This window comes from Klebsiella sp. GG_Kp173 (assembly GCF_040062415.1).
GTDB lineage: Bacteria > Pseudomonadota > Gammaproteobacteria > Enterobacterales > Enterobacteriaceae > Klebsiella > Klebsiella quasipneumoniae.
In genome coordinates, this window is the sequence record NZ_JBEAFZ010000001.1 from 301,862 (window position 1) to 321,558 (window position 19,697).

A 19,697-nucleotide genomic window follows, 5' to 3' on the forward strand; every position below is an offset into this window, starting at 1 on the left:
GTGGTACGGAGGTGGATGTATGAACGCTTTTGCCCTTGAAGCCGAAGGTATCAGTAAGTTCTTCCCCGGCGTGAAGGCGCTCGATAATGTCTCATTACGCGTGCGCCCGGGAACGGTGCACGCCCTGATGGGTGAGAACGGCGCCGGTAAATCCACGCTGATGAAGTGCCTGATCGGTATCTATCGCCCGGATAAAGGATCGATTCGCGTGAAAGGAGAGCCGGTTGAGTTTACCGACACCATGGATGCGCTGCGCTCGGGGATATCGATGATCCACCAGGAGCTGAATCTGGTGCCGCATATGACGGTGGCGGAGAATATCTGGCTGGGGCGCGAGCCGATGAAGTACGGCTTTGTCGACCACGGCCAGCTGACCCGCCAGACCCAGGCGCTGCTGGATAAGCTGAATATTCGCTTAACCGCCGACCGGCTGGTGGGCGACCTGAGCATCGCCGCCCAGCAGATGGTGGAGATTGCCAAAGCGGTCTCATGGAACGCGGATATTGTGATCATGGATGAGCCCACTTCGGCGCTGACCGAAGGCGAGGTAGCTCACCTGTTCACCATCATCCGCGACCTGCGGGCCCAGGGCAAAGCGATCATCTATATCAGCCATAAAATGGATGAGATCTTCGCTATCACCGATGAGATCAGCGTCTTTCGCGATGGGACCTGGGTGGGGAGCAAAAACACCACCGAGTTTACCCGCCAGTCGCTGATCACCCAGATGGTGGGCCGCGAATTAACCCAGCTGTTCCCGAAATTTAATAACACCATCGGCGAAGAGGTGCTGACGGTGCGCAATCTGACGCGCCAGGGCGTGTTCCATGATGTCAGCTTTACCGTGCGTCGCGGCGAGATCCTCGGCGTGGCCGGGCTGGTGGGCGCCGGGCGCAGCGAGGTGATGGAAAGCCTGTTTGGCATGGAACGCTTCGACAGCGGCGAAGTGCTGATCGACGGGGCGCAGGTGACCATTGATTCCCCCTCCGTGGCGATTGAAAAGGGAATGGCGTTATTAACCGAAGACCGTAAAAAGTCGGGCCTGTTTCTGGTGCTGTCGGTGCTGGAAAATATGAGTATCGTCAAAATGCCGGAATATATCGGCAAGAGCGGTTTTGTCCAGCACGTGAAAATGGCCGAAGACTGCATGGAGCAAATCCGTCGGCTCAATATTAAAACGCCGACGATGGATCAAATTATTAATAACCTCAGCGGGGGGAATCAGCAAAAAGTTCTGATTGCGCGCTGGCTGTTAGCGCAACCGAAAATCTTAATTCTCGATGAGCCGACCCGCGGCATCGACGTCGGGGCGAAGGCGGAAATTTATCATCTTATCAGTGAACTGGCGAACCGGGGGGTGGCGGTCATTATGGTCTCCTCTGAGCTGCCGGAAATCCTTGGCATGAGTGACCGGGTCATGGTGATGCATGAAGGCCGTATCACCGGCATCCTGGAAAAAGACGAAGCCGACCAGGAAACCATTTTGTCGTTGGCATCCCATTGAGGCACAGAGAATGAGTAATATGAAATTAACGGCGGCTCCGGCCAGCGAGGGTTCCTCCTTCTTCGCTAATTTGCGGCATAAAATGCCGAAAGATACCGGCATCTTTGTGGTGATGCTGGTGATTGCCCTGACCTTTGAAATCGCCGGCTGGTATGTTCGCGACCAGTCGTTCCTGCTCAATACCAACCGCCTGGTGCTGATTGTGCTGCAGGTGGCGATCATCGGCATCATCGCCGTCGGCGTCACCCAGGTGATCATCACCACCGGGATTGACCTCTCCTCCGGTTCGGTTATCGCCCTCGCGGCGGTGGTGGCGGCGAGCCTGGCGCAAACCTCCGACAGCCTGTCGCCAATGTTCCCGGCGCTGGTCAACCTGCCGGCGGTGATCCCGATTTGCGCGGGGATCGGCGTCGGCCTGTTGTGCGGGCTGACCAACGGTTTCCTGGTGACGCGAACCGGCATCCCCCCATTTATCGCCACCCTCGGGATGATGGTCTCGGCGCGCGGTCTGGCGCAGTATTACACCCAGGGCAATCCGATAAGCTTCCTCTCCGACAGCTTTACGGCGATAGGCCAGGGGGCGATGCCGGTGATCATCTTCTTCGTGATTGCCGCAGTGTTTCACATTGCGCTGAAGCATACCCGGTATGGCAAATATGTGTATGCCATCGGCGGCAACATGACCTCGGCCAAAGTGTCCGGCATCAACGTGAATAAATACCTGGTGATCGTCTACACCATCGCCGGGGCGCTCTCCGGGCTGGCTGGGGTAGTGCTGGCGGCGCGCGTCAGCAGTGGCCAGTCCAGCATGGGGATGTCCTACGAGCTGGACGCGATTGCCGCGGCGGTGATCGGCGGCAGCAGCTTAATGGGTGGGGTGGGGCGCATTACTGGCACCCTGATTGGCGCGATGATCCTTGGCCTGATCAAGAGCGGCTTTACCTTTGTCGGCGTCGATGCCTACGTGCAGGATATTATTAAAGGGATCATTATCGTCGCGGCGGTGACCATCGACATGCGCCGCAACCGGAAAAAACGCTAATCTTATCAACTGGCGGCAACGGCGAAGCGCGTCGTTGCCGCCAGCCCTGTCCAGAAATAAACAAAATACGTCCCGCCAGGCGCCGGCTGTCTATTTTTCCCGCGCTGCGCATCCTGTACAGTTTCGCGACTTTTGTTGTCCATTCGCCAGGGGGCCACGCCTTGCCCCCTGTTTCTGGAGTCGTATGAATACACCATCCTTAATCAAATCCTCGCCGCTCTCGCGACCGGGGAGAAGGGGCATTATCGTCAGCCTGTTAGCGGGACTGGCGATCCTGATCCTCAGTCGGGGCGTGAACCTGCCGGCCAGAGAGGTTTACCGTGAGATGCATACCCGGCAGCTGGAGGAGGATGCGCGGTGGGTGGCGGAACGCCTTGAACAGCGGATGAACACCCCCGCTCCGCAGCGGGAAGCGACCTGGCCGCTGGCGGTGATGCGCGCCGATCTGCATACCCTGGCCCGGCAGCGGCATTATCGGCTACTGCTGGTGAATGGCGACGGGCATCTGCTGGCGGCATCGCATGCGTTGCCGGCCAGCGTGCTGGCCCAGGTGCAGGCACAATTCCCGCGGGAGATGCAGCCGCCGCTGTTCGGCAGCCATTACCAGACCATTCAGCCCTTCGCCCCGCATCAGCGGATGTTAAGCCGGGCGCTGAACGGCAATGCCGGCCTGGCGGGCTGGAATCTCGTGATGCTGGCGCCGGACGGCGGATTGCCCTCGCTGCTGATGGCTTACCGCTGGCAGGTAACAATTGGCCTCGGCGTGGTGCTCGCCAGCGTGCTGCTGACGCTGAGGCAGGCGGCGCGCGTCCGGCGAAAACGCTAATCGCCGCCGGCGCCGTCAGGCATGGCGAAACTGCAGGGTAGCGGGCAGATAGCGCTGGAGCGGCTCCGGCGCCTGGCCGTCGATCAGCTGGCTGAGCAGATCGTAGCAGTGCCAGGCCAGCTGGCGATTATCCTGCTGCACGGTATCAATGCGCAGGGAAAGTGAATCGTACAGATAGTGATCGTCGAAGCTGGCGAGATGAATATTGGAGTCCAGCAGATGGTGCTGGCTCATATAGCGCAGGACCCCTTCCAGCAGGCCGCAGGCCGCGGTGAACAGCGCCTTCGGCGGCCGTCCCAGCCGCGCGCAGAGCGCGGCGAACATCTCGTAGCCGGAGCTGGGGTGATAGTTGCCGTTGATCACCCATTCGGGACGCAGCGTAACCCCCGCCTGAGCCAGGCCCTGGGTGAATCCCGCCAGCCGGTCGCGCGAAGGCGATAGCCGCGGCTGGCCGCCGAGAAACCAGAACTCGTCCGCATGCTGAGGGGCGATGCGGGAGATCAGTTCGGCCGTTGGGGTGACCGAGTCAGTCATCACCAGCGGCAGGGCGCTGTCGCTGGGGGAGCGGTCAAACAGCACCACCGGCAGCTGTTCGCTGAGCTTCAGGTAGTCGGCATCGCTGTGCATGCACGAGGCGACGATCAGGCCGTCGACCTGGCGGGCAATCATGTTATTGACCACCACGCTCTCCTGGCCGGGGTTTTCGTCGGTGCAGGAGATAAGCAGCTGCACGCCGGCTTCCCGGCAGAGCGTCTCAAGCTCATGGGAGAAAACGGCAAACCCGTAGTTGGTGATTTCCGGCACCACCAGGCCAATGGTATGGCTGCGGTTATCACGCAGCGAGCGCGCGTGAATGCTCGGCTGATAGTGCTGCTCGCGGGCGATCGCCAGCACGCGCTCGCGCGTCTCCTGCGCCACACGCAGCTCTTTGCCACGACCGTTGAGTACCAGGCTGGCGGTCGCTTTGGAGACGCCCGCCAGTTCGGCGATATCTTTGATAGTTACGCGTTTGGTTTTCATCAGCACCCGGGAGCCTGAAAGCAAAACGCTTATTCTACCATGCATGGCCGCAGCAGCCAGCGGCAGAATGCCACCGGCGTCGCACCGCTGAAGATGAGCTGCCCCGGATAGCCCGGGAAGAAGCGGCTGCTCATTACCCCTTCGCCATCGTTGATGAAAATTTCCACACTGGAGCGGTCGATAAAGATCTGCAGCCGCTGCGCCTCGCCGCGCCAGTAGCGATGATGCATCTCCGCCGTCTGCAGGCCGCGGCGCGACAGGCGCAGGCCGTCGCGGTTGACGGTGAGCTGCAGGGCGCCGGCAAAATCCAGCCCCAGCGTGCTGTTGGGGGCGATGTCAAAGGCCAGCTCCATCGGGGCGAGGGGCAGGGTCTGCCCGCGCCAGCCCTGGGTTTCCCCGCGCAGGGCAGTCAGTTCGCGCAGCGGACGCTGATACAGGGCACCCGACTGCCACTCCAGTTCGCGCACGCAGGTCATCTGGTGGATCCATCCCTGCGCGCGGGTGGGCTGATGCATCTCTTCCCCGTCCGGGACGCCCATCCAGCCGACCAGCAGGCGGCGGCCATCTTCGGCCAGCATGGTCTGCGGCGCGTAGAACTCAAATCCGCTGTCCAGCTCGTGCAGCGGGCCATGGTCGAAGGCGCCGCGTTCGGCGTCGAAACGGCCTGCCATCCACACCGCAGGATAGGTATTGAGAAAACGCTGTGCTTCGCGGGCCAGCCCCTGCGGGCAGCAGATCAGCAGGTGGGTGTCCGCCAGCGGAAACAGGTCCGGGCACTCCCACATGTAGCCACCGTTCGCCAGGCCGTTAACGTCATGCCCGGCTATCTCGCCCACCAGGCGCCAATCCCGCAGGTCGCTGGCGGTAAACAGCAGCACTTTGCCGCGCTGTTGCACATCCTGCGCCCCGAGGACCATGTACCAGCACCCGTCCTGGCGCCACACCTTAGGGTCGCGTACATGGCCGGTATAGCCTTCCGGCAGCGGCAGTACCGGCCCCAGCTTGCTGAAGGTGCCATCGGCATTTTCCGTCGCCAGACATTGCCAGGCGGTGCGCCCGCCGTCGGGGAACTTCACGTTGCCGGTGTAGCACAGGGTCAGGGTACCCTCGAACTCGACTGCGCTGCCGGAGTAGCAGCCGTTGCGGTCATACTCTTCGTCCGGCATCAGGGCGATAGGTTCGTGCCGCCAGTGCAGCAGGTCGGCTGAGCTCCAGTGTCCCCAGCACTTATAGGTGTGGTTGCAGGCGAGCGGATTCCACTGATAAAACAGGTGGTAACGCCCGGCGACCTGGCAAAAGCCGTTGGGATCGTTCAGCAGTCCGCTGACCGGCGCCAGATGCCATTGCGGGTAATGGTCGTCGGCCAGCGCCTGCGGCTGGCCCTGCATAACGGCCTGCAGGATCGCAGGCAGGCGTGACGGTAATGACATTATTCAGCGTCCGTTTTGTATTTCAGCGTCAGAGAGAGTACGAATGCCACGGCGAAGGCGATCGCCATCCCGATAATGTAGTTCAGCAGCGAACTGGCCTGCACGATGGCCATTCCCGGGATCGCCGTCAGGCCCACCGCGGTCATGTAGACGTGCATCGACACCACCCAGGCGCCGCCGGCGGCACCGCCCACCAGCGCGGCGATGAAAGGTTTTACAAAGCGCAGGTTAATCCCGAAGATCGCCGCCTCGGTGATCCCCAGCATCGCCGAAAACGCCGACGGCAAGGTAATGGCTTTGATTTTGGCATCTTTGGTTTTAAACCACACGGCAAAGCAGGCGCCGCCCTGAGCGACGTTGGCCATCGCCCAGATAGGCAGCAGGAAGTTGACGCCGATCGACGGATTGCCGAGCAGACCCGCCTCAATGGCATGGAAGCTGTGATGGATACCGGTAATGACGATCACCGAATAGAGGCCGCCGAACAGCAGGCCCGCCAGCCAGCCGGCATGGCTGATAAGCGTGCTGAGGATAAACGAAATGCCGTCGCCGAGCGCGCGGCCGGCCGGGCCGATCAGCAGCAGGGCGATAAAGCCAGAGATAATCACCGTCAGGAACGGCGTGAGGATCAGATCCAGCGCGTCAGGAATAACGCGGCGCAGCCGTTTTTCGACAAGGCTCATAAACCACACCGCCAGCAGCACCGGGAAGACCGTGCCCTGATAGCCGATCATCGCCACTTCGATGCCGAAGAAATTCATGGTGTGGAAGCCGGCGGCGACGCCCCAGGCGTTGGTCAACGCCGGGTGGGTGAGGATCCCGCCGAGGGTCGCGCCCAGATAAGGGTTGCCGCCAAATTCGCGGGCGGCGGTAAAGCCGATCAGGATCGGCAGAATAATAAACGCCGCCGAGCTGCACATATCCAGCATGATATAGATAGCGTTGCCCGGGTCGACCCAGCCGTAGGTTTTCACCATCCCCAGCAGGCCCATCAGCAGGCCGGAGGCGACGATGGCGGGAATAATCGGCACGAAGATGTTGGACAGCAGGCGGGCAATGCGCTGGAACGGGTTCAGCTTTTTCGCCGCCAGGTCGGCGGCTTCGGATTTGCTCGATTCGCTGATGCCCGCCGCCTGGATAAAGGCAGCATAGACTTTATTGACCACCCCGGTGCCGAAGATGATCTGCATCTGTCCGGCATTACGAAAGCAGCCTTTCACGCCGTCGATTTTGCCAATCGCCTGCTGGTCGGCGAGCGCGTCGTCGACCAGCACCAGCCGCAGCCGGGTGGCGCAGTGCGCGGCGCTGGCGATATTTTCCTTGCCGCCCAGCAGGGGAAGCAGTGAGCGGGAAATCTGTTCAAAATCCATAGTACCCTCTGAATGCATGATGATATGGCGTGGGCGGCACCGGCCATGGCTGGCACCGCGAACCTTATATTTATGTTTTACTTACCCTGTCGCCCGGGTTCACGTCAGAACCAGGTCTCCATTTGCATACCGAACGACCATTCGCCGCCCGATTTGAACCCGTTGCTGCCTAATGCGTCGTCGTTGGCGTAGTTATCCAGCTTTTTGCTCCAGTCCATCCACGATGTATAGAAGCGGATCTCCGGGCGCGAGAAGAAGTCGCCGATGCTGCCGACCTTGAAGGTCGGGGCGAAGGTCAGCTTGTAGAAGCTGCCATTGACCGCATGGCGATCGTTGTAGCCTTCAGGCTGCAGATCCATGTACTGATAGCTGCCCTCCCAGGCGAGGGCGAAGTTCTGCGTCACTTCCTGAATCAGACGCAGGTTGAGAGTGGCCCACTGATAGCTGTCGCCATCGACATAGCGATCTTTACTGCTCTGCGCCAGCACGGCCGGGGCAATAAACCAGCGATCGCTCAGCGGGGTGGTGCCGTAGCTGGCGAAACGCCAGGTGTTGGCTCCCGGACGCAGCGCGCCGTCGGAGCCGATGCCTTTGACCTCGGCGCCCAGGCCGTGACCGTACAGCAGGGCCGTTTTGCTGGTCCCGTCGCGCAGCCCATAGAAGCTCTCATTGTGCAGACCCAGCAGGGCATGAACCCCGGTGTTAGCGGCATCGCCTTTCACCAGATTGCCGTTTGCGTCCTGGCGGTCGTCATTATCTTTCGCCCGCATCCCGCTGACCATCATCTGCACCGGGCCGGCAAAGTTATTCATGCTGACGATATAGTTCTGCACGCTGTTGCTGCTGTCGGCGATATCGCCAAAGTTGCGGCCGTATAACGAGAAGTTGCTGCGCAGGCTGTCGTTCCACTTCACGTCGTAGATCCCGCCGCCGGTCCCGGCGAGGAACACCACATCCGAGTCAATCCAGTGGATATCGAAGTTGTCGCGGTCAAATCGCTTCCCGGCCCACAGGGTCGAGCCTTTGAACGGACCCTCGAAGGTCGGCAGGTTGCCCAGCTCGACGAACGCCTGGCGTACGTTCAGGTCGCTGCTGCTCGCCGTCCAGTCGTTATAGGTGGTTTGCCCATCGGCCACCATCACTTTGAACCGGGTGGTCGCCCCGTTGTCCAGGGTCTGCTTATGTTCGAGGTTCATTTCCACATAGGTGTCGGCTTGGTTGCCCAGACGACCAATGGCGCCGCCGGTTTCTCCGGCGGGGGTCATATAGGCCCCGGATTTCGTGCTGGCGGCGGAGTCGTTCATGATCACCCCGGAGCGGGCGTAGCCGTGGAACTCAAAGCCGCCGGGCCGTTCGGCTTTTTCTTCCAGTTGGGTGGTGCGTTTGGCCACCTGCTGGGTGGTGGCCTGGGTTTGTTGCTGCTGCTGGGTTAGCTGCTGAACTTTCTGCTCCGCCGAGGCGGCGCGGCTTTCGGCAGTGCTGGCGCGAGTCTCGGCATCCTGCAGACGTTTTTCCAGGGCGGCGAGACGCGCTTCAATGCTGTTCAGGTCTGTCTGCCCATGGGCGGCGGCGGCGCCGGTTAGCAAAGCAATAAGAATGGCTAACTTCCGTTTTTTATACATGTTGGTGACATCCAAAGGTAAATCAGTGAGTGTGCTAACGTTTGCTAAACCGGTTTAGTTAATATGGTAAACATGTCGGTAATGCGGTGAAAATAAAAATTGCTAAACCGGTTTAAGAATTGTGATGTCGCCAGCAAAGTGGGCCGTTAACCGGCCCAACGGGATCACAGCGAGCGTTGAAGATCGTCCCTGTAGGGCAGGGCGGTCATGGCGCCTTTGGCGGTGGTGGCCAGCGCGCCGCAGGTTTGCGCCAGCGTGAGGTCGAGAGCCAGGGCGGCGAGGTTGTCAGGGATACCATGGGCGGCGAGTCCGGCGAGCAGCCCGGCGACAAAGGCATCGCCGGCGCCGGTGGTATCGACGGCGACCACCGGGCGGGCAGGGAAGTGGCTAACCTGCCCGCGCAGCGCGGCCTGAACCCCCGCTTTGCCCTGGGTCACCAGCAACAGCGTCGGCTGGAAGCGGGCGTTCAGCCGGGCGATGCCGCTGACGATGTCGTCGCTGCCGCTGATAAAAGCCAGCTCCTCTTCCGAGAGTTTTATGGCGTCGGCGAGGGCCAGCGCCCGGTCGAGACAGTCGCGCAGTTCCTGCGGATCCTGCCACAGGTCGCTGCGGATATTGGGGTCGAAGCTGACATAGCCCCCGGCGCGCTTTATCGCCTCCATCGCCGCGAATGCCGTGCTGCGGCTCGGCTCCGCGCTGAGAGCGATAGAGCAAACGTGCAGCCACTGACCGGCGGCAAACGGCGGAAGATCCTCAGGCGCAAGAAACAGGTCGGCGCTCGGGCGGACCATAAAGGTAAAGGTGCGCTCCCCGTGGCGATCGAGATCGACCACCACCGTGGAGGTGCGCTGCGCCGCATCGAGGCGCATATAGTTCACATCCACCTTCTCCTGCGCCAGGGTGTGACGCATAAAGCGGCCGAAGGGATCGTCGCCGACGCGGCCGATAAACCCGCTATCGCCGCCGAGCCGCGCCACGCCGACCGCGACGTTGGCCGGCGCGCCGCCGGGGCATTGCAGCAGGCGGCCCTCTCCGTCGGGCAGGAGATCGACGACCGCATCGCCGAGTACCCAGATTTTACCATTCATAGGACTAGTTCCTCTTAGCTAAACTTTGTTAAACCGTTTTAGCTAATTAAAGCACAGCCTGGCGGCAAGCGGAACGATTGGCGGACGAAAGGGCGGGGCGAGGGTGAAAAATGTGAGCCAGGCGGAATATTTCGCCACTCCAGATCTGGACTTTTCCTTCCTGACCCGCTTAGGTATAGTTCCACAGGCCGCGGTTAGCCCCGCCGCGGTGATAAAAGGTGAAGGAGTGCGTAGCGCGATGAACCCCAGTTTTGGCGATATTTACGATCGGTACCAGAAGCTGACGCTGACCACGCACCTGCCGGCGGTGATCGCCTGCAGTGAAACCCTGAGCCTGAGTAAAGACCAGCCGTTTCTGCCGCAGCCGGGCTATCTCTATTTTTTGCTGCAGGGGCAAATGACGCTGGCCTTTGGTGACGAGCAGAACCTGATTGGGATTGTTATCGCGCATATGCCGTTAGGGTTGCTGGAACATTATTGTCCGTCGGTGGCGCTCTATTATCAGTGTCTGGGCGAATGCCAGCTGGCGAAAATATCCGCCAGCGATTTTGAACGGATATTCTTTCATTCGTCGCCGGGCTATATGCAAGAGCTGACCACGATCCTGGCCTATATGGGTATATTTGCCCTTGATGCCCACTATGAACGCGGCAGCCAGACTAGCTTTCAGACTATTAAGTCGATGCTGTCGCGCTATTTATATCGCGGTGAAATCGATGGCGGGCAACATGAAAGTCTGTCGGCATTTATTATTAAACGGACCAATCTCTCGCGCAGCTATGTTTATCAGGTGCTGGCCGCCCTGCGCGAAGGGGGATATATCACGGTGAAAAAAGGCAAACTGATTTCCATCGACCGCTCTATTCCTGAGAAATTCTGATTCAGATTCGTCGGCTCCCCGACATAACGTCGCTAAAATCCGCCCGGGGAAAGCGCTAAGCGCGCGTTTTCTCCCGGCCCTGCTACGCCTGAATCTGGCCGTTTTATTTATTTAACCTTGCACTCTGGAGTTATTTTATGACCCTGGACTATGTGGCGCTGGCGATTCTGATCGCCGTGGCCTTAATACTTTTTTATGGCGTGATTGTTATTCACGATATTCCTTATGAAATCGCCAAAGAGCGGCGCCATCCTCATCAGGATGCGATTCATTATGCTGGCTGGGTCAGCTTATTTACCCTGCATGCCCTGTGGCCCTTGTTGTGGATCTGGGCGACGCTGTGGCGCGAAGACCGCGGATGGGGGATGCGCCGCATCGCTGACGACCAGCAGGTGCTGCATCAGCGTCTGGAAACGGTGGTCCAGCGGCTGGAGCAGGTGCAGCGCGAAGTGGACCTTCTGAAAGCGAAGGAGGCAAAATAATGGAAACCTTAATGTTGCTGACCTACGCCGCGCTATGCATCGTGGTGTTTAAAGTCTTCCGCATCCCGCTCAATAAGTGGACCGTGCCGACGGCGGTGCTCGGCGGTATCGCCCTGATTGGCGCGGTGATCTTCGGGATGAATTACAACTTCCCCTATACCGACGTCGGCAATCAGGTGTTTCGTACCGTACCGATTGTGTCGCAGGTGCGCGGTCGGGTGCAGAGCGTACCGGTGAGACCTAACCAGAGGCTGCATAAGGGCGATGTGCTGTTTACTCTCGACCCGACGCCGTTCCAGGCAAAGGTGGACGATCTGCAGGCGCAGATTAAAGCGGCCAGCCAGGATGCGCTCTCCCTCAACGCCGCGTTAAGCCAGGCGGAGGCCGAGCTGAGCAGAGCGGTGGCTCAGCGCGACCAGTCGCGGCGGGAGTATGCCCGCTTTCGGGAGGGGCATGCCCAGGGCGCCTTCTCCGATCAAATGGTCGATACCCGTCTGCAGACGTGGAAAGCCGATGAAGCCAGCGTCAGCGCGGCTCAGGCGAAAGTGGTTCAGGCGCGTAACGCGCTGGACTCGGTGGTGAAGGGCAAAAATACCACCGTGGCCTCCCTGCTGGCGCAGCTGCAGAAGGCGCAGTTTCAGCTGGATAACACCGTCGTCCGCGCCCCGGAAGACGGCTATGTCAGCACCGTCGGCTTACGGCCAGGCACCATGTCCACCGCGCTGGGGATGCTGCCGCTGATGACCTTTGTGCCGGTGGAAGGTGACGCCTCGCGGGAGTATGTCGCGGCATTTCGCCAGAACGCCCTGCAGCGTCTGTACAAAGGCGAGCCCGCGGAGCTGATGTTTCCGGCCATCCCGGGCACCGTCTTCCGCGGGGAAGTGGCCGATGTGCTGCCGGCGATTGGCGAGAGTCAGTTTCAGGGCCAGGGCAAACTGCTGACCACGGACGCGCTCAATACCCATGGCCGGGCGCTGGTGGTACTAAAGGTGACCGATCCACGTTTTGCCGAATACGCCCTGCCGCAGGGTGCTACCCTCGAGGCGGCGGTCTACTCAGATCACCTGAAAGAGCTGTCGCTGATCAGGAAGATCCTGATCCGCATGAAGAGCTGGGAAAACTACATCTATCTCGATCACTAAGCCGGCGGGCGCGGGGAGGACCAACCATCCCCGCGCCGCGGTCAGGCCTCGCGGTCCACCAGCCCGTCAATAATCACCTGCCGCACCCCCTGCGAACAGGGTTCAATACGGCCGCGCACGCCATAGACGGCCGCCAGGGTCTCAGGGGTGATGACCGTGGCCGGGGTGCCGTCGCCGAGCAGCTGGCCCGCTTTGAGCATCAGCACGTGGTCGGCGTGACGCAGGGCAATATTGATGTCGTGCACCACCACCAGAGTCACGATGTTGCGCCGCCGGGTCTCCCGGCGCACCAGATCCATCACGTGAAACTGGTAGTTGAGGTCAAGCGCGCTGAGCGGTTCATCGAGTAGTAGCAGGCGCGGCTGGCGAATCAGCGACTGGGCGAGACCCACCAACTGTTTTTGCCCGCCGGAGAGCTGATCGAGGTAGCTCATCGCCAGGTGGGCAATTCCCAGCTGTCGCAGCAGCGCCATCACCTCTTCCTGCTGCTGGGCGCTGTGGCGTCCCCCGGCGGCGCGCTGGGCCACGATAATCGACTCCAGCACATGCAGATGCACGCCGGCGGGCAGCGTCTGCGGAAGATAGACCACCTGTTCTGCGCGACGTGAGAACGGCTGCGTCAGCAGATTTTCTCCCTCCAGGCGCAGCTCGCCGCGGCAGGGGCCCAGTCCCGCCATCGCTCGCATTAACGTCGATTTACCGCTGCCGTTTGGCCCCAGCAGCGCGGTGATTTTCCCCCGCGGCAGATGGGGAACCGTCAGGTTCTCGATCACCTTACGTCTGGGGTAGCCAGCGCTGAAGTGAGACAGCGACAGCCCGGATAACGTCTGGTCGCTCATACTTGCCCCCGGTGACGTAAAATAATGCTCAAAAAGAACGGGACCCCTACCAGGGAAGTGACGATCCCCACCGGAATAATGGCCCCCGGTATCAGGTTCTTCGAGGCGATGGAGGCCAGGGAGAGCACCAGGGCGCCGATCAGCGCGCTGGCGGGCAGGTAAAAGCGATGATCTTCGCCGAAGAGCATCCGCGCAATATGCGGCGCCACCAGGCCGATAAAGCCGATTGGCCCGACAAAGGCCACCGAAAGCGCCGACAGAATGCTGATCCGCAGCAGCGTGGTCAGGCGCAGACGGCGAACGTTAATGCCAAAGCTGATGGCCCGGTCCTCGCCCAGCCTTAGGGCGGTCAGCGCCCACGCGCTGCGCAGCGACAGGGGCATCACCAGCGCCAGGGCGACCAGCAGGATGGCGACTTTGCTCCAGGAGGCGCGGTCGATGCTGCCCATGGTCCAGAACACCAGCCCCTGCAGAGTGTCTTCATTAGCAATGAACTGCAGCATCGAGACCAGGGCGTTAAAGGTAAAGACCAGCGCGATGCCGAACAGAATGACGCCGGAGGTAGCCACCTGGGTCCAGCGGGTAATGCCATCCAGCAGCAGGGCCGCCAGCAGGGCGAAGATAAAGGCGTTGGCCGAGATAAACCACTGGCCGGGAATACCGGGCAGACCAATACCCAGCACAATCGCCAGCGCGGCGCCAAACGCCGCAGCCGAGGAGACGCCCAGGGTAAACGGGCTGGCCAGCGGGTTATTGAGGATGGTCTGCATTTCGGCACCAGCCAGTCCCAGCGCCAGACCGACGATAATCGCCATCACCGCATAGGGTAGGCGGATATCCCAGACGATGGCGCGAATGCCCGGATCGGCGCTGGCCGGATCGGTTAACGTCTGCCACAGGCTCTGCAGCGGCAGTCCGGAAGGGCCGAGCATAAAATCGAACAGCAGTGAAGCGACAATCAACAGCGCCAGCAGCAGCAACAGCAGCAGGCGGCGACGCACGATATGGCGATAATGATCCATCACGCCAGAAGTCCCGGCGGGCAGCTCGTCGAGCACGGAGTCGGAGGTTAAACGCATGCCGGATTACTCGCTCTGCTGCCAGGAAAAGACGAACGGCTGGTCCGGCAGGTCGGTGAAGTGACGCACGATATAATGGTAAGTCTCATCGGGGTTGAGATCGCGGAAGGCCTGCGGATAGATATCTTTCGCCAGATATTCCATGCCGACAATATTCCACGGATGGTTATAGAAGTGGTGATAGACGCCATAGGCCCGCTTTTCCTGCACCGCCGGGATCTGGCTGACCCCCGGTCGCGCCAGCAGCGTCTGCGCCTGGGCTTTCACCGCCTCCGGCTTAACCTCATAGCCGAGGGGCAGCACCTGGCTGTTTCCGCGCTTCGAGCCGGTCATTATCCAGGCGTCGGGCTTCATGCTGATGATTTTCTCCAGCGAGACGAACCCGGAGGCGCCCGGCAGCAGCTGCGAACCGATATTGTTCGCCCCGACCGCCTCCACCAGCCCGCCCCAGCCGCTGTGGCCGTGAGTAAAGCAGCAGGCGTCGCTGTTGCCGGCCAGCGCTTCCACGAAGACGTTGGCCTTCGGCGTGATGGTCGCGGTTTTCTGGCGAATCGACTGCAGCTGCTGACGATAGTAATCGGTAAAGGCTTTGGCCTGGCTCTCGCGGTTGAGGACTTTGCCCAGCAGGTCGATGCTGGGAGCGGTATCTTTCGCCGGGTCGATCTCATAGTCGACAAACAGCACCGGAACGTGCAGGGCGCTGAGCTTGTCGATGACGCCGCTCTCCATCAGCGCTGGCCTGGCGCGCAGCTGGGCGATCATCAGATCCGGCTGGCGGGCGATGACGCTTTCAAGATCGACATTCCCCTTGTCGCTGAAGCCCATGTCAAGGATCGTGGCCGACTGCGGCCACGTCGTTTTCAGCATCTGCCAGGTGGCAACGTCCTGCTTTTTCGCCAGATTATTCCATGCCACCAGCCGCTTAAACGGATTGTCCCGGTCCAGCAGGGCGAGGGTCATAATGTCGCGGCCATCCTGCAAAATAATACGCTGCGGCTCTTTAGCCAGGGTGACCTGCCGGCCGTCAAGGTCGGTAACCGTCAGAGGATATTGGGTCGCATAGCTGAAGAAGGGAGTCGCGATCAGCGCAGTAAGCAACAGCGATCTTACTGATTTTCTTGCCATAAAATGAGTTCCGTTTGCCAATTTATAAATATAATGATTCTGAGAATTATTCTCGAGTAAACGTCAACGGCAAGTATATCAAGCGCAAATTTCACGAAATGTAACAAACATGTTGGAAATTATGCCAACGCCGACAGGGCGCGCAGCGGCAGCATTTTCTGCCATGGTTGCAGGTCGAAGACGTTTTTCAGGCTAATTCCTAATGTCATCCCCGGTTCGTTGTGCCATCCTGAATGCGACTCATAACACGACACGTGAGAGAGGATATTATGAAAAAAGCAATGATTGCGTTATCGGCTATTCTGGTTGCGGCTCCGGTTTTTGCTGCGACAACACATGCAACAGATGATACCGTCGCGGCGGCCAAGGCCAACGCCAACACCGCCAAAGAGAAGCTGCATCAGGCCCAGCACGAGGGCGAAGAGCAGCAGCTGAAGGCGAAACATGCGGCCGAAGGCAAACAGGATAGCGTCGGCAGCCAGGTGAGTGAAGGCGCGCAGAAGACCTGGAACAAGACCAAAGAAGGGACTGAGAAAGGTTGGGATAAGACCAAAGAGGTCAGCGAAAAAGGCTGGAACGCCACCAAATCCGGCGCAGAAAAGGGCTGGGATAAAACCAAAACCGGCGCTGAAGAGTTAAAAAATAAAGTGACTGAGTAAGTCCTGATAGCAGTCTGAATAAAGGTCGCGAGAGCGGCCTTTTTTATTGCTCGTACTCCCCCATAATGCCTTCCCCGACAGCAGAAACCCCAGATGCCAGGAATCGTCCTGGTTAAGCGGATACTCACTCTTTCTTCACATTTTCCCGTTACAAAGAACTTCAATCAGGAGGTGTACGATGAAAAAGATGATTTCTCTGGCGGTAATATTATCCACTGTGCTGAGCGTCCAGGCCTTTGCCGATGGCCCAAACGACGGCCATCGTCCGGGGCAGCCAACGGTGTGGCAGAACGGTTCGGATCATCATGGGCATGCGCCGCAGGGCGGACCTGACGCGCATCATCAGGGTGACCATGACCAGCGTGGCCCGGATCGTGACGGGCATGACAAACGCGATCAGGCACGGCATGAGCAGGACCATTTCGCCTGGCGCGGTAACGATTTCCGCAAAGGCCACCCGGCTCCGGCGCCGTTCCGTGGCGATGAGTATCGCGTCCGTGACTGGAGCGACCGCGGCCTGCCGCCCCCGCCGGAGGGCCATCACTGGTCCTATATCGACGGTAACTATGTGCTGATCGCCGCGGCGACCGGGATCATCACCTCGATTCTGGTGAGCGGCGCCCTCGGCCACTAAATGCGCGTCTCCCAACGCCGGGCAGGGAACACCTGACCCGGCGATGGATCACCGCCGGGGCTACGGGTTCAGTTCGTCATCCGGCCAGTATTTATAGCCATTGACCATCGCCTGGGCGGCCAGCCCCTTGTCGGTGATTTCATAGACGTTCACTTTTGACGGCAGCGAGGAGGTGTCCTTCGCTACGCCGTTCGCGGAGGCGGCGATCGGCGCGATGCCTTTGTCATCATATTTCGCCGCGGCGTTCGCATCGGCGCCGACCATATATCCCTGGCGGATAAAGGTCTCCAGGGCCGCTTTATCATGGAAAACCAGCACCGTGCGTTGCTGTTTAATCCCCATCCCCAGGCCGGCGCCGCCCTGGGCCATTTTCATATAGGTGTCCTTCCCGGTGGCCTTATCCCGCACCACGCCGTAGCCGCTGCCAAATCCGAACAGCAGGATCTTGCTGCTGTTGTTGGCGAAGACCGCATAACCCTTCGCATGCTGAATATCGCTGCGGGCCTCGGGCTGCAGGGTGTAAAGTTTATTGAGGGTTTCGTTGCGCATCTTCTGAATACTGGCCCGCTGCTGGCTGGCGGTATCCCCCTGCGCGCTGCAGCCCGCCAGCGCGGTCATGGCGACGAGGAAAAGCGTCTGTAATCTCATAGAAGTCTTTTTATTTAAATCTGAATACGGCCGGAAATAGTAGGGTAAATAACGGTTAATCCTCCATAAAATAAACATTTATTTTTAAATTTCACCGTTTCGAATGCTTTTTACACTGCCGTGAACGCATTATTAAATAAGATGCCGTCATTTCCGATATTAGAAATCCTGCTTGCATAAAGTTTTCACCACGATACCGTGTTAAGTCCTTACGATATTTCCCGGAGAGCGGCATGAGTGATTATGTAATTCCAGAAATTAAAGCGACGGAAGCGGAAATGATTTCTCTGCGTCATTATTTACATGCCAATCCGGAATTAAGTCTTGAAGAGTTTAATACCAGCGAACTGGTCGCCAGCAAGCTGACCGAGTGGGGCTATCAGGTGACGCGCGGCCTTGGCAAGACCGGGGTGGTCGGCAGCCTGAGCAAAGGCGATTCGCCGCGCACCATCGGCCTGCGCGCCGATATGGACGCACTGCCGATCGAGGAAACCACCGGTTTACCCTGGGCCAGTACGGTGTCGGGGAAAATGCACGCCTGCGGTCATGACGGCCATACCACCATTCTGCTGGCGGCGGCGAAATACATCGCCTCGCCGGCCTGTCAGTTCAATGGCACGGTGCATCTGATTTTTCAGCCGGCGGAAGAGGCTATCGGCGGCGCCGATTTAATGATTAAAGACGGCCTGTTTGAGCAGTTCCCCTGCGAACGCATTTTCGGTCTGCACAACATGCCGGGGTTGCCGGTGGGCAAGCTGGGCTTCTACGCCGGCAACTTTATGGCCTCGGCGGATACCGTCAAAATCACCCTTACCGGCTACGGCGGTCACGGCGCCCATCCGGAGCGCACCGTCGACCCGATCGTCGCCGGCGCGGCGCTGGTGATGGCCCTGCAGAGCATCGTGGCGCGCAACGTGCCGCCGGGCGAAACGGCGGTGGTCAGCGTCGGCACCTTCCAGGCCGGTATCGCCTCCAACGTCATTCCGGAGAGCGCGGTGATGGAGCTCAGCGTGCGGGCGATGAAGCCGGAAATCCGCGACCTGCTGATCAAACGTATTCACGAGCTCAGCGAATTTACCGCTAAAAGCTATGGTGCCAGCAGCGCGGTGGAGGTTTACGACTCCTACCCGGTATTAACCAACAGCCCTGAAGAGACTGACTTCGCCCGGGCGCTGGCTCTGGAGGTGTTTGGCCGCGAAGGGGTGCTGGAGTCGGTCTCGCCGATGAACGCCAGCGAGGATTTCGCTTTTATGCTGCGCGAACGTCCGGGCTGCTACTTCCTGCTGGGCAACGGCGAGAAGGGGGAGAAAGGCGGCTGCATGGTGCATAACCCCGGCTACGACTTCAACGATGACATTATCACCACCGGCGCGACGCTGTTCGCCCGTCTGGTGGAAAAGCACTGCCGTTAACCTCTGGAGAAGAACTGGAATGAAAAAATCACTACTGCTATGGCTGGCGTTAATGGCGTCGACGTCGGCGCTGGCCGAAGGGGAAAAGGCGATCCGCTTTGGCGTCGACCCGACCTTCGCGCCGTTTGAATGGAAGGATCCGCAGGGCAAGCTGGCGGGGTTTGATATCGATTTAGGCAACGCCATTTGCCAGCAGCTGCAGGCGAAATGCGTGTGGGTGGAAAGCAATTTCGACGGCATTATCCCGGCGCTGAAGGCGCGGAAATTCGACGCCATCCTTTCCGGGATGTACATGACCGAGAAGCGTAAAGCGCAGATTGCCTTTAGCGACAAGCTGTATAACGGGCCGGTGTTCCTCGTGGCGCGTAAAAATACCCTGAAAGGCAATACGCCGGAGCAGCTGAAGGGCAAAACCATTGGCGTCGAGCAGGGCTCGGCGCAGGAGACTTACGTTAATCAGCACTGGCGTCCGCAGGGGATCAACATTGTGGCCTACCAGGGGGCCGATAGCGTGGTGCGCGATCTGGAGTCCGGGCGCATCGACGGCGCAGTGCTCTCCGGCATGATGGCCGACTACAGTTTCCTGCAGCAGCCGCAGGGTAAGGAATTCGCCTTTGTCGGCGGCCATCTGCAGGATGATACGCTGTTTGGCGCCGGGGCGGCGATCGGCTTGCGTAAAGACGATGAGGCGCTGCGTCAGGAAATAAACGGCGCGATTGCGAAGATCCTTGCCGACGGCACCTATAAAAAATTAGCCAGCAAATATTTTAGCTTTGATGTTTATTCCGGGACATAATGTCTGAGTGTACCTGCGGGCGTGGAGCGCCCGCCGTAAGATTCCTTTTCTGATTATCCAATCACCTCCTCTCCTGACCCCTGCGGTTACCTGAGGGAA

At 59.7% G+C, this 19,697-nt stretch carries 18 protein-coding genes and 1 pseudogene; 10 read left to right on the forward strand and 9 right to left on the reverse strand.

The annotated features are described in order from the left end of the window. Window positions 1–19: 19 nt before the first annotated feature. The 3 genes and pseudogenes from ABLU50_RS01480 (at window position 20) to ABLU50_RS01490 (ending at window position 3,334) form a co-directional block, all read left to right on the forward strand. Window positions 20–1,504, forward strand: a complete 1,485-nt coding sequence (locus ABLU50_RS01480; RefSeq protein WP_087832556.1) for a sugar ABC transporter ATP-binding protein — start codon at window positions 20–22, stop codon at window positions 1,502–1,504. A gap of 19 nt (window positions 1,505–1,523) precedes the next feature. After that, window positions 1,524–2,546, forward strand: coding sequence for an ABC transporter permease (locus ABLU50_RS01485; protein ID WP_025999105.1), 1,023 nt, complete (start codon window positions 1,524–1,526; stop codon window positions 2,544–2,546). A gap of 184 nt (window positions 2,547–2,730) precedes the next feature. Continuing rightward, window positions 2,731–3,334 (forward strand): annotated as a pseudogene (locus ABLU50_RS01490) (hypothetical protein). A gap of 53 nt (window positions 3,335–3,387) precedes the next feature. On the opposite strand, the gene ABLU50_RS01495 reads toward ABLU50_RS01490, so the two are convergent. From ABLU50_RS01495 to ABLU50_RS01515, 5 genes are all read right to left on the reverse strand, one after another. Continuing rightward, the gene (locus ABLU50_RS01495) at window positions 3,388–4,398 is read right to left on the reverse strand and encodes a LacI family DNA-binding transcriptional regulator (protein ID WP_017898803.1); all 1,011 of its coding nucleotides are present in this window, start codon (window positions 4,396–4,398) and stop codon (window positions 3,388–3,390) included. Between the two features lie 23 nt (window positions 4,399–4,421). Continuing rightward, a complete protein-coding gene (locus ABLU50_RS01500; protein ID WP_087832554.1) occupies window positions 4,422–5,822 on the reverse strand; it encodes a sucrose-6-phosphate hydrolase in 1,401 nt (466 codons plus the stop codon). Further along, window positions 5,822–7,192 (reverse strand): sucrose-specific PTS transporter subunit IIBC, encoded by a 1,371-nt coding sequence (locus ABLU50_RS01505; protein ID WP_004202407.1) that lies wholly within the window; start codon window positions 7,190–7,192, stop codon window positions 5,822–5,824. The genes ABLU50_RS01500 and ABLU50_RS01505 overlap by 1 nt, the downstream gene beginning before the upstream one ends. A 104-nt stretch (window positions 7,193–7,296) precedes the next feature. After that, window positions 7,297–8,814 (reverse strand): carbohydrate porin, encoded by a 1,518-nt coding sequence (locus ABLU50_RS01510; RefSeq protein WP_004202408.1) that lies wholly within the window; start codon window positions 8,812–8,814, stop codon window positions 7,297–7,299. 164 nt (window positions 8,815–8,978) lie between these two features. Next, the gene (locus ABLU50_RS01515) at window positions 8,979–9,902 is read right to left on the reverse strand and encodes an aminoimidazole riboside kinase (RefSeq protein WP_087832553.1); all 924 of its coding nucleotides are present in this window, start codon (window positions 9,900–9,902) and stop codon (window positions 8,979–8,981) included. A 238-nt stretch (window positions 9,903–10,140) separates the two neighbouring features. Between ABLU50_RS01515 and ABLU50_RS01520 the strand changes: the two genes are divergently transcribed. The 3 genes from ABLU50_RS01520 to ABLU50_RS01530 all read left to right on the forward strand — a co-directional run bounded on the left by ABLU50_RS01520 (window position 10,141) and on the right by ABLU50_RS01530 (window position 12,406). Then, window positions 10,141–10,782, forward strand: a complete 642-nt coding sequence (locus ABLU50_RS01520) for a Crp/Fnr family transcriptional regulator (protein ID WP_004202412.1) — start codon at window positions 10,141–10,143, stop codon at window positions 10,780–10,782. Window positions 10,783–10,919: 137 nt separating this feature from the next. Further along, window positions 10,920–11,264 (forward strand): DUF3302 domain-containing protein, encoded by a 345-nt coding sequence (locus ABLU50_RS01525; RefSeq protein WP_004202413.1) that lies wholly within the window; start codon window positions 10,920–10,922, stop codon window positions 11,262–11,264. Then, window positions 11,264–12,406, forward strand: a complete 1,143-nt coding sequence (locus ABLU50_RS01530; protein WP_017898797.1) for an HlyD family secretion protein — start codon at window positions 11,264–11,266, stop codon at window positions 12,404–12,406. Before ABLU50_RS01525 ends, ABLU50_RS01530 begins: the two co-directional genes overlap by 1 nt. 41 nt (window positions 12,407–12,447) lie before the next feature. Here the strand turns inward: ABLU50_RS01530 and ABLU50_RS01535 are convergent, their stop codons facing one another. From ABLU50_RS01535 to ABLU50_RS01545, 3 genes are read right to left on the reverse strand one after another with little or no spacing between them, the layout of a single operon-like run. Then, on the reverse strand, window positions 12,448–13,245 hold the full coding sequence (locus ABLU50_RS01535) for an ABC transporter ATP-binding protein (RefSeq protein WP_017898796.1): 798 nt from the start codon (window positions 13,243–13,245) through the stop codon (window positions 12,448–12,450). After that, window positions 13,242–14,270, reverse strand: coding sequence for an iron ABC transporter permease (locus ABLU50_RS01540; protein WP_072140534.1), 1,029 nt, complete (start codon window positions 14,268–14,270; stop codon window positions 13,242–13,244). The genes ABLU50_RS01535 and ABLU50_RS01540 overlap by 4 nt, the downstream gene beginning before the upstream one ends. A gap of 60 nt (window positions 14,271–14,330) precedes the next feature. Next, complete coding sequence (locus ABLU50_RS01545; RefSeq protein ID WP_017898794.1) at window positions 14,331–15,449, reverse strand: ABC transporter substrate-binding protein; 1,119 nt, start codon at window positions 15,447–15,449, stop codon at window positions 14,331–14,333. Between the two features lie 269 nt (window positions 15,450–15,718). Between ABLU50_RS01545 and ABLU50_RS01550 the strand changes: the two genes are divergently transcribed. Next, a complete protein-coding gene (locus ABLU50_RS01550) occupies window positions 15,719–16,108 on the forward strand; it encodes a hypothetical protein (RefSeq protein ID WP_087832552.1) in 390 nt (129 codons plus the stop codon). A 178-nt stretch (window positions 16,109–16,286) separates the two neighbouring features. Further along, window positions 16,287–16,742, forward strand: a complete 456-nt coding sequence (locus ABLU50_RS01555) for an RcnB family protein (protein WP_023319887.1) — start codon at window positions 16,287–16,289, stop codon at window positions 16,740–16,742. A 60-nt stretch (window positions 16,743–16,802) separates the two neighbouring features. Here ABLU50_RS01555 and ABLU50_RS01560 read toward each other — a convergent pair whose 3' ends face one another. Further along, on the reverse strand, window positions 16,803–17,390 hold the full coding sequence (locus ABLU50_RS01560) for a YSC84-related protein (RefSeq protein ID WP_017898792.1): 588 nt from the start codon (window positions 17,388–17,390) through the stop codon (window positions 16,803–16,805). Between the two features lie 233 nt (window positions 17,391–17,623). Between ABLU50_RS01560 and ABLU50_RS01565 the strand changes: the two genes are divergently transcribed. Beyond that, window positions 17,624–18,802, forward strand: coding sequence for a M20 aminoacylase family protein (locus ABLU50_RS01565; protein ID WP_004202432.1), 1,179 nt, complete (start codon window positions 17,624–17,626; stop codon window positions 18,800–18,802). A gap of 19 nt (window positions 18,803–18,821) precedes the next feature. Continuing rightward, window positions 18,822–19,598: an ABC transporter substrate-binding protein gene (locus tag ABLU50_RS01570; RefSeq protein ID WP_065903692.1), complete on the forward strand. Its 777-nt coding sequence runs from the start codon at window positions 18,822–18,824 to the stop codon at window positions 19,596–19,598. Window positions 19,599–19,697: the final 99 nt, after the last annotated feature.

Excerpts from the sequence above, each read along its gene's own strand:
- ABLU50_RS01535 (WP_017898796.1), bottom strand. The coding sequence starts at position 13,245 with ATGAGCGACCAGACGTTATCCGGGCTGTCGCTGTCTCACTTCAGCGCT.
- ABLU50_RS01550 (WP_087832552.1), top strand. The coding sequence starts at position 15,719 with ATGAAAAAAGCAATGATTGCGTTATCGGCTATTCTGGTTGCGGCTCCG.
- ABLU50_RS01505 (WP_004202407.1), bottom strand. The coding sequence starts at position 7,192 with ATGGATTTTGAACAGATTTCCCGCTCACTGCTTCCCCTGCTGGGCGGC.
- ABLU50_RS01555 (WP_023319887.1), top strand. The coding sequence starts at position 16,287 with ATGAAAAAGATGATTTCTCTGGCGGTAATATTATCCACTGTGCTGAGC.
- ABLU50_RS01545 (WP_017898794.1), bottom strand. The coding sequence starts at position 15,449 with ATGGCAAGAAAATCAGTAAGATCGCTGTTGCTTACTGCGCTGATCGCG.
- ABLU50_RS01515 (WP_087832553.1), bottom strand. The coding sequence starts at position 9,902 with ATGAATGGTAAAATCTGGGTACTCGGCGATGCGGTCGTCGATCTCCTG.
- ABLU50_RS01510 (WP_004202408.1), bottom strand. The coding sequence starts at position 8,814 with ATGTATAAAAAACGGAAGTTAGCCATTCTTATTGCTTTGCTAACCGGC.
- ABLU50_RS01485 (WP_025999105.1), top strand. The coding sequence starts at position 1,524 with ATGAAATTAACGGCGGCTCCGGCCAGCGAGGGTTCCTCCTTCTTCGCT.
- ABLU50_RS01480 (WP_087832556.1), top strand. The coding sequence starts at position 20 with ATGAACGCTTTTGCCCTTGAAGCCGAAGGTATCAGTAAGTTCTTCCCC.
- ABLU50_RS01530 (WP_017898797.1), top strand. The coding sequence starts at position 11,264 with ATGGAAACCTTAATGTTGCTGACCTACGCCGCGCTATGCATCGTGGTG.
- ABLU50_RS01525 (WP_004202413.1), top strand. The coding sequence starts at position 10,920 with ATGACCCTGGACTATGTGGCGCTGGCGATTCTGATCGCCGTGGCCTTA.
- ABLU50_RS01520 (WP_004202412.1), top strand. The coding sequence starts at position 10,141 with ATGAACCCCAGTTTTGGCGATATTTACGATCGGTACCAGAAGCTGACG.
- ABLU50_RS01500 (WP_087832554.1), bottom strand. The coding sequence starts at position 5,822 with ATGTCATTACCGTCACGCCTGCCTGCGATCCTGCAGGCCGTTATGCAG.
- ABLU50_RS01565 (WP_004202432.1), top strand. The coding sequence starts at position 17,624 with ATGAGTGATTATGTAATTCCAGAAATTAAAGCGACGGAAGCGGAAATG.
- ABLU50_RS01570 (WP_065903692.1), top strand. The coding sequence starts at position 18,822 with ATGAAAAAATCACTACTGCTATGGCTGGCGTTAATGGCGTCGACGTCG.
- ABLU50_RS01560 (WP_017898792.1), bottom strand. The coding sequence starts at position 17,390 with ATGAGATTACAGACGCTTTTCCTCGTCGCCATGACCGCGCTGGCGGGC.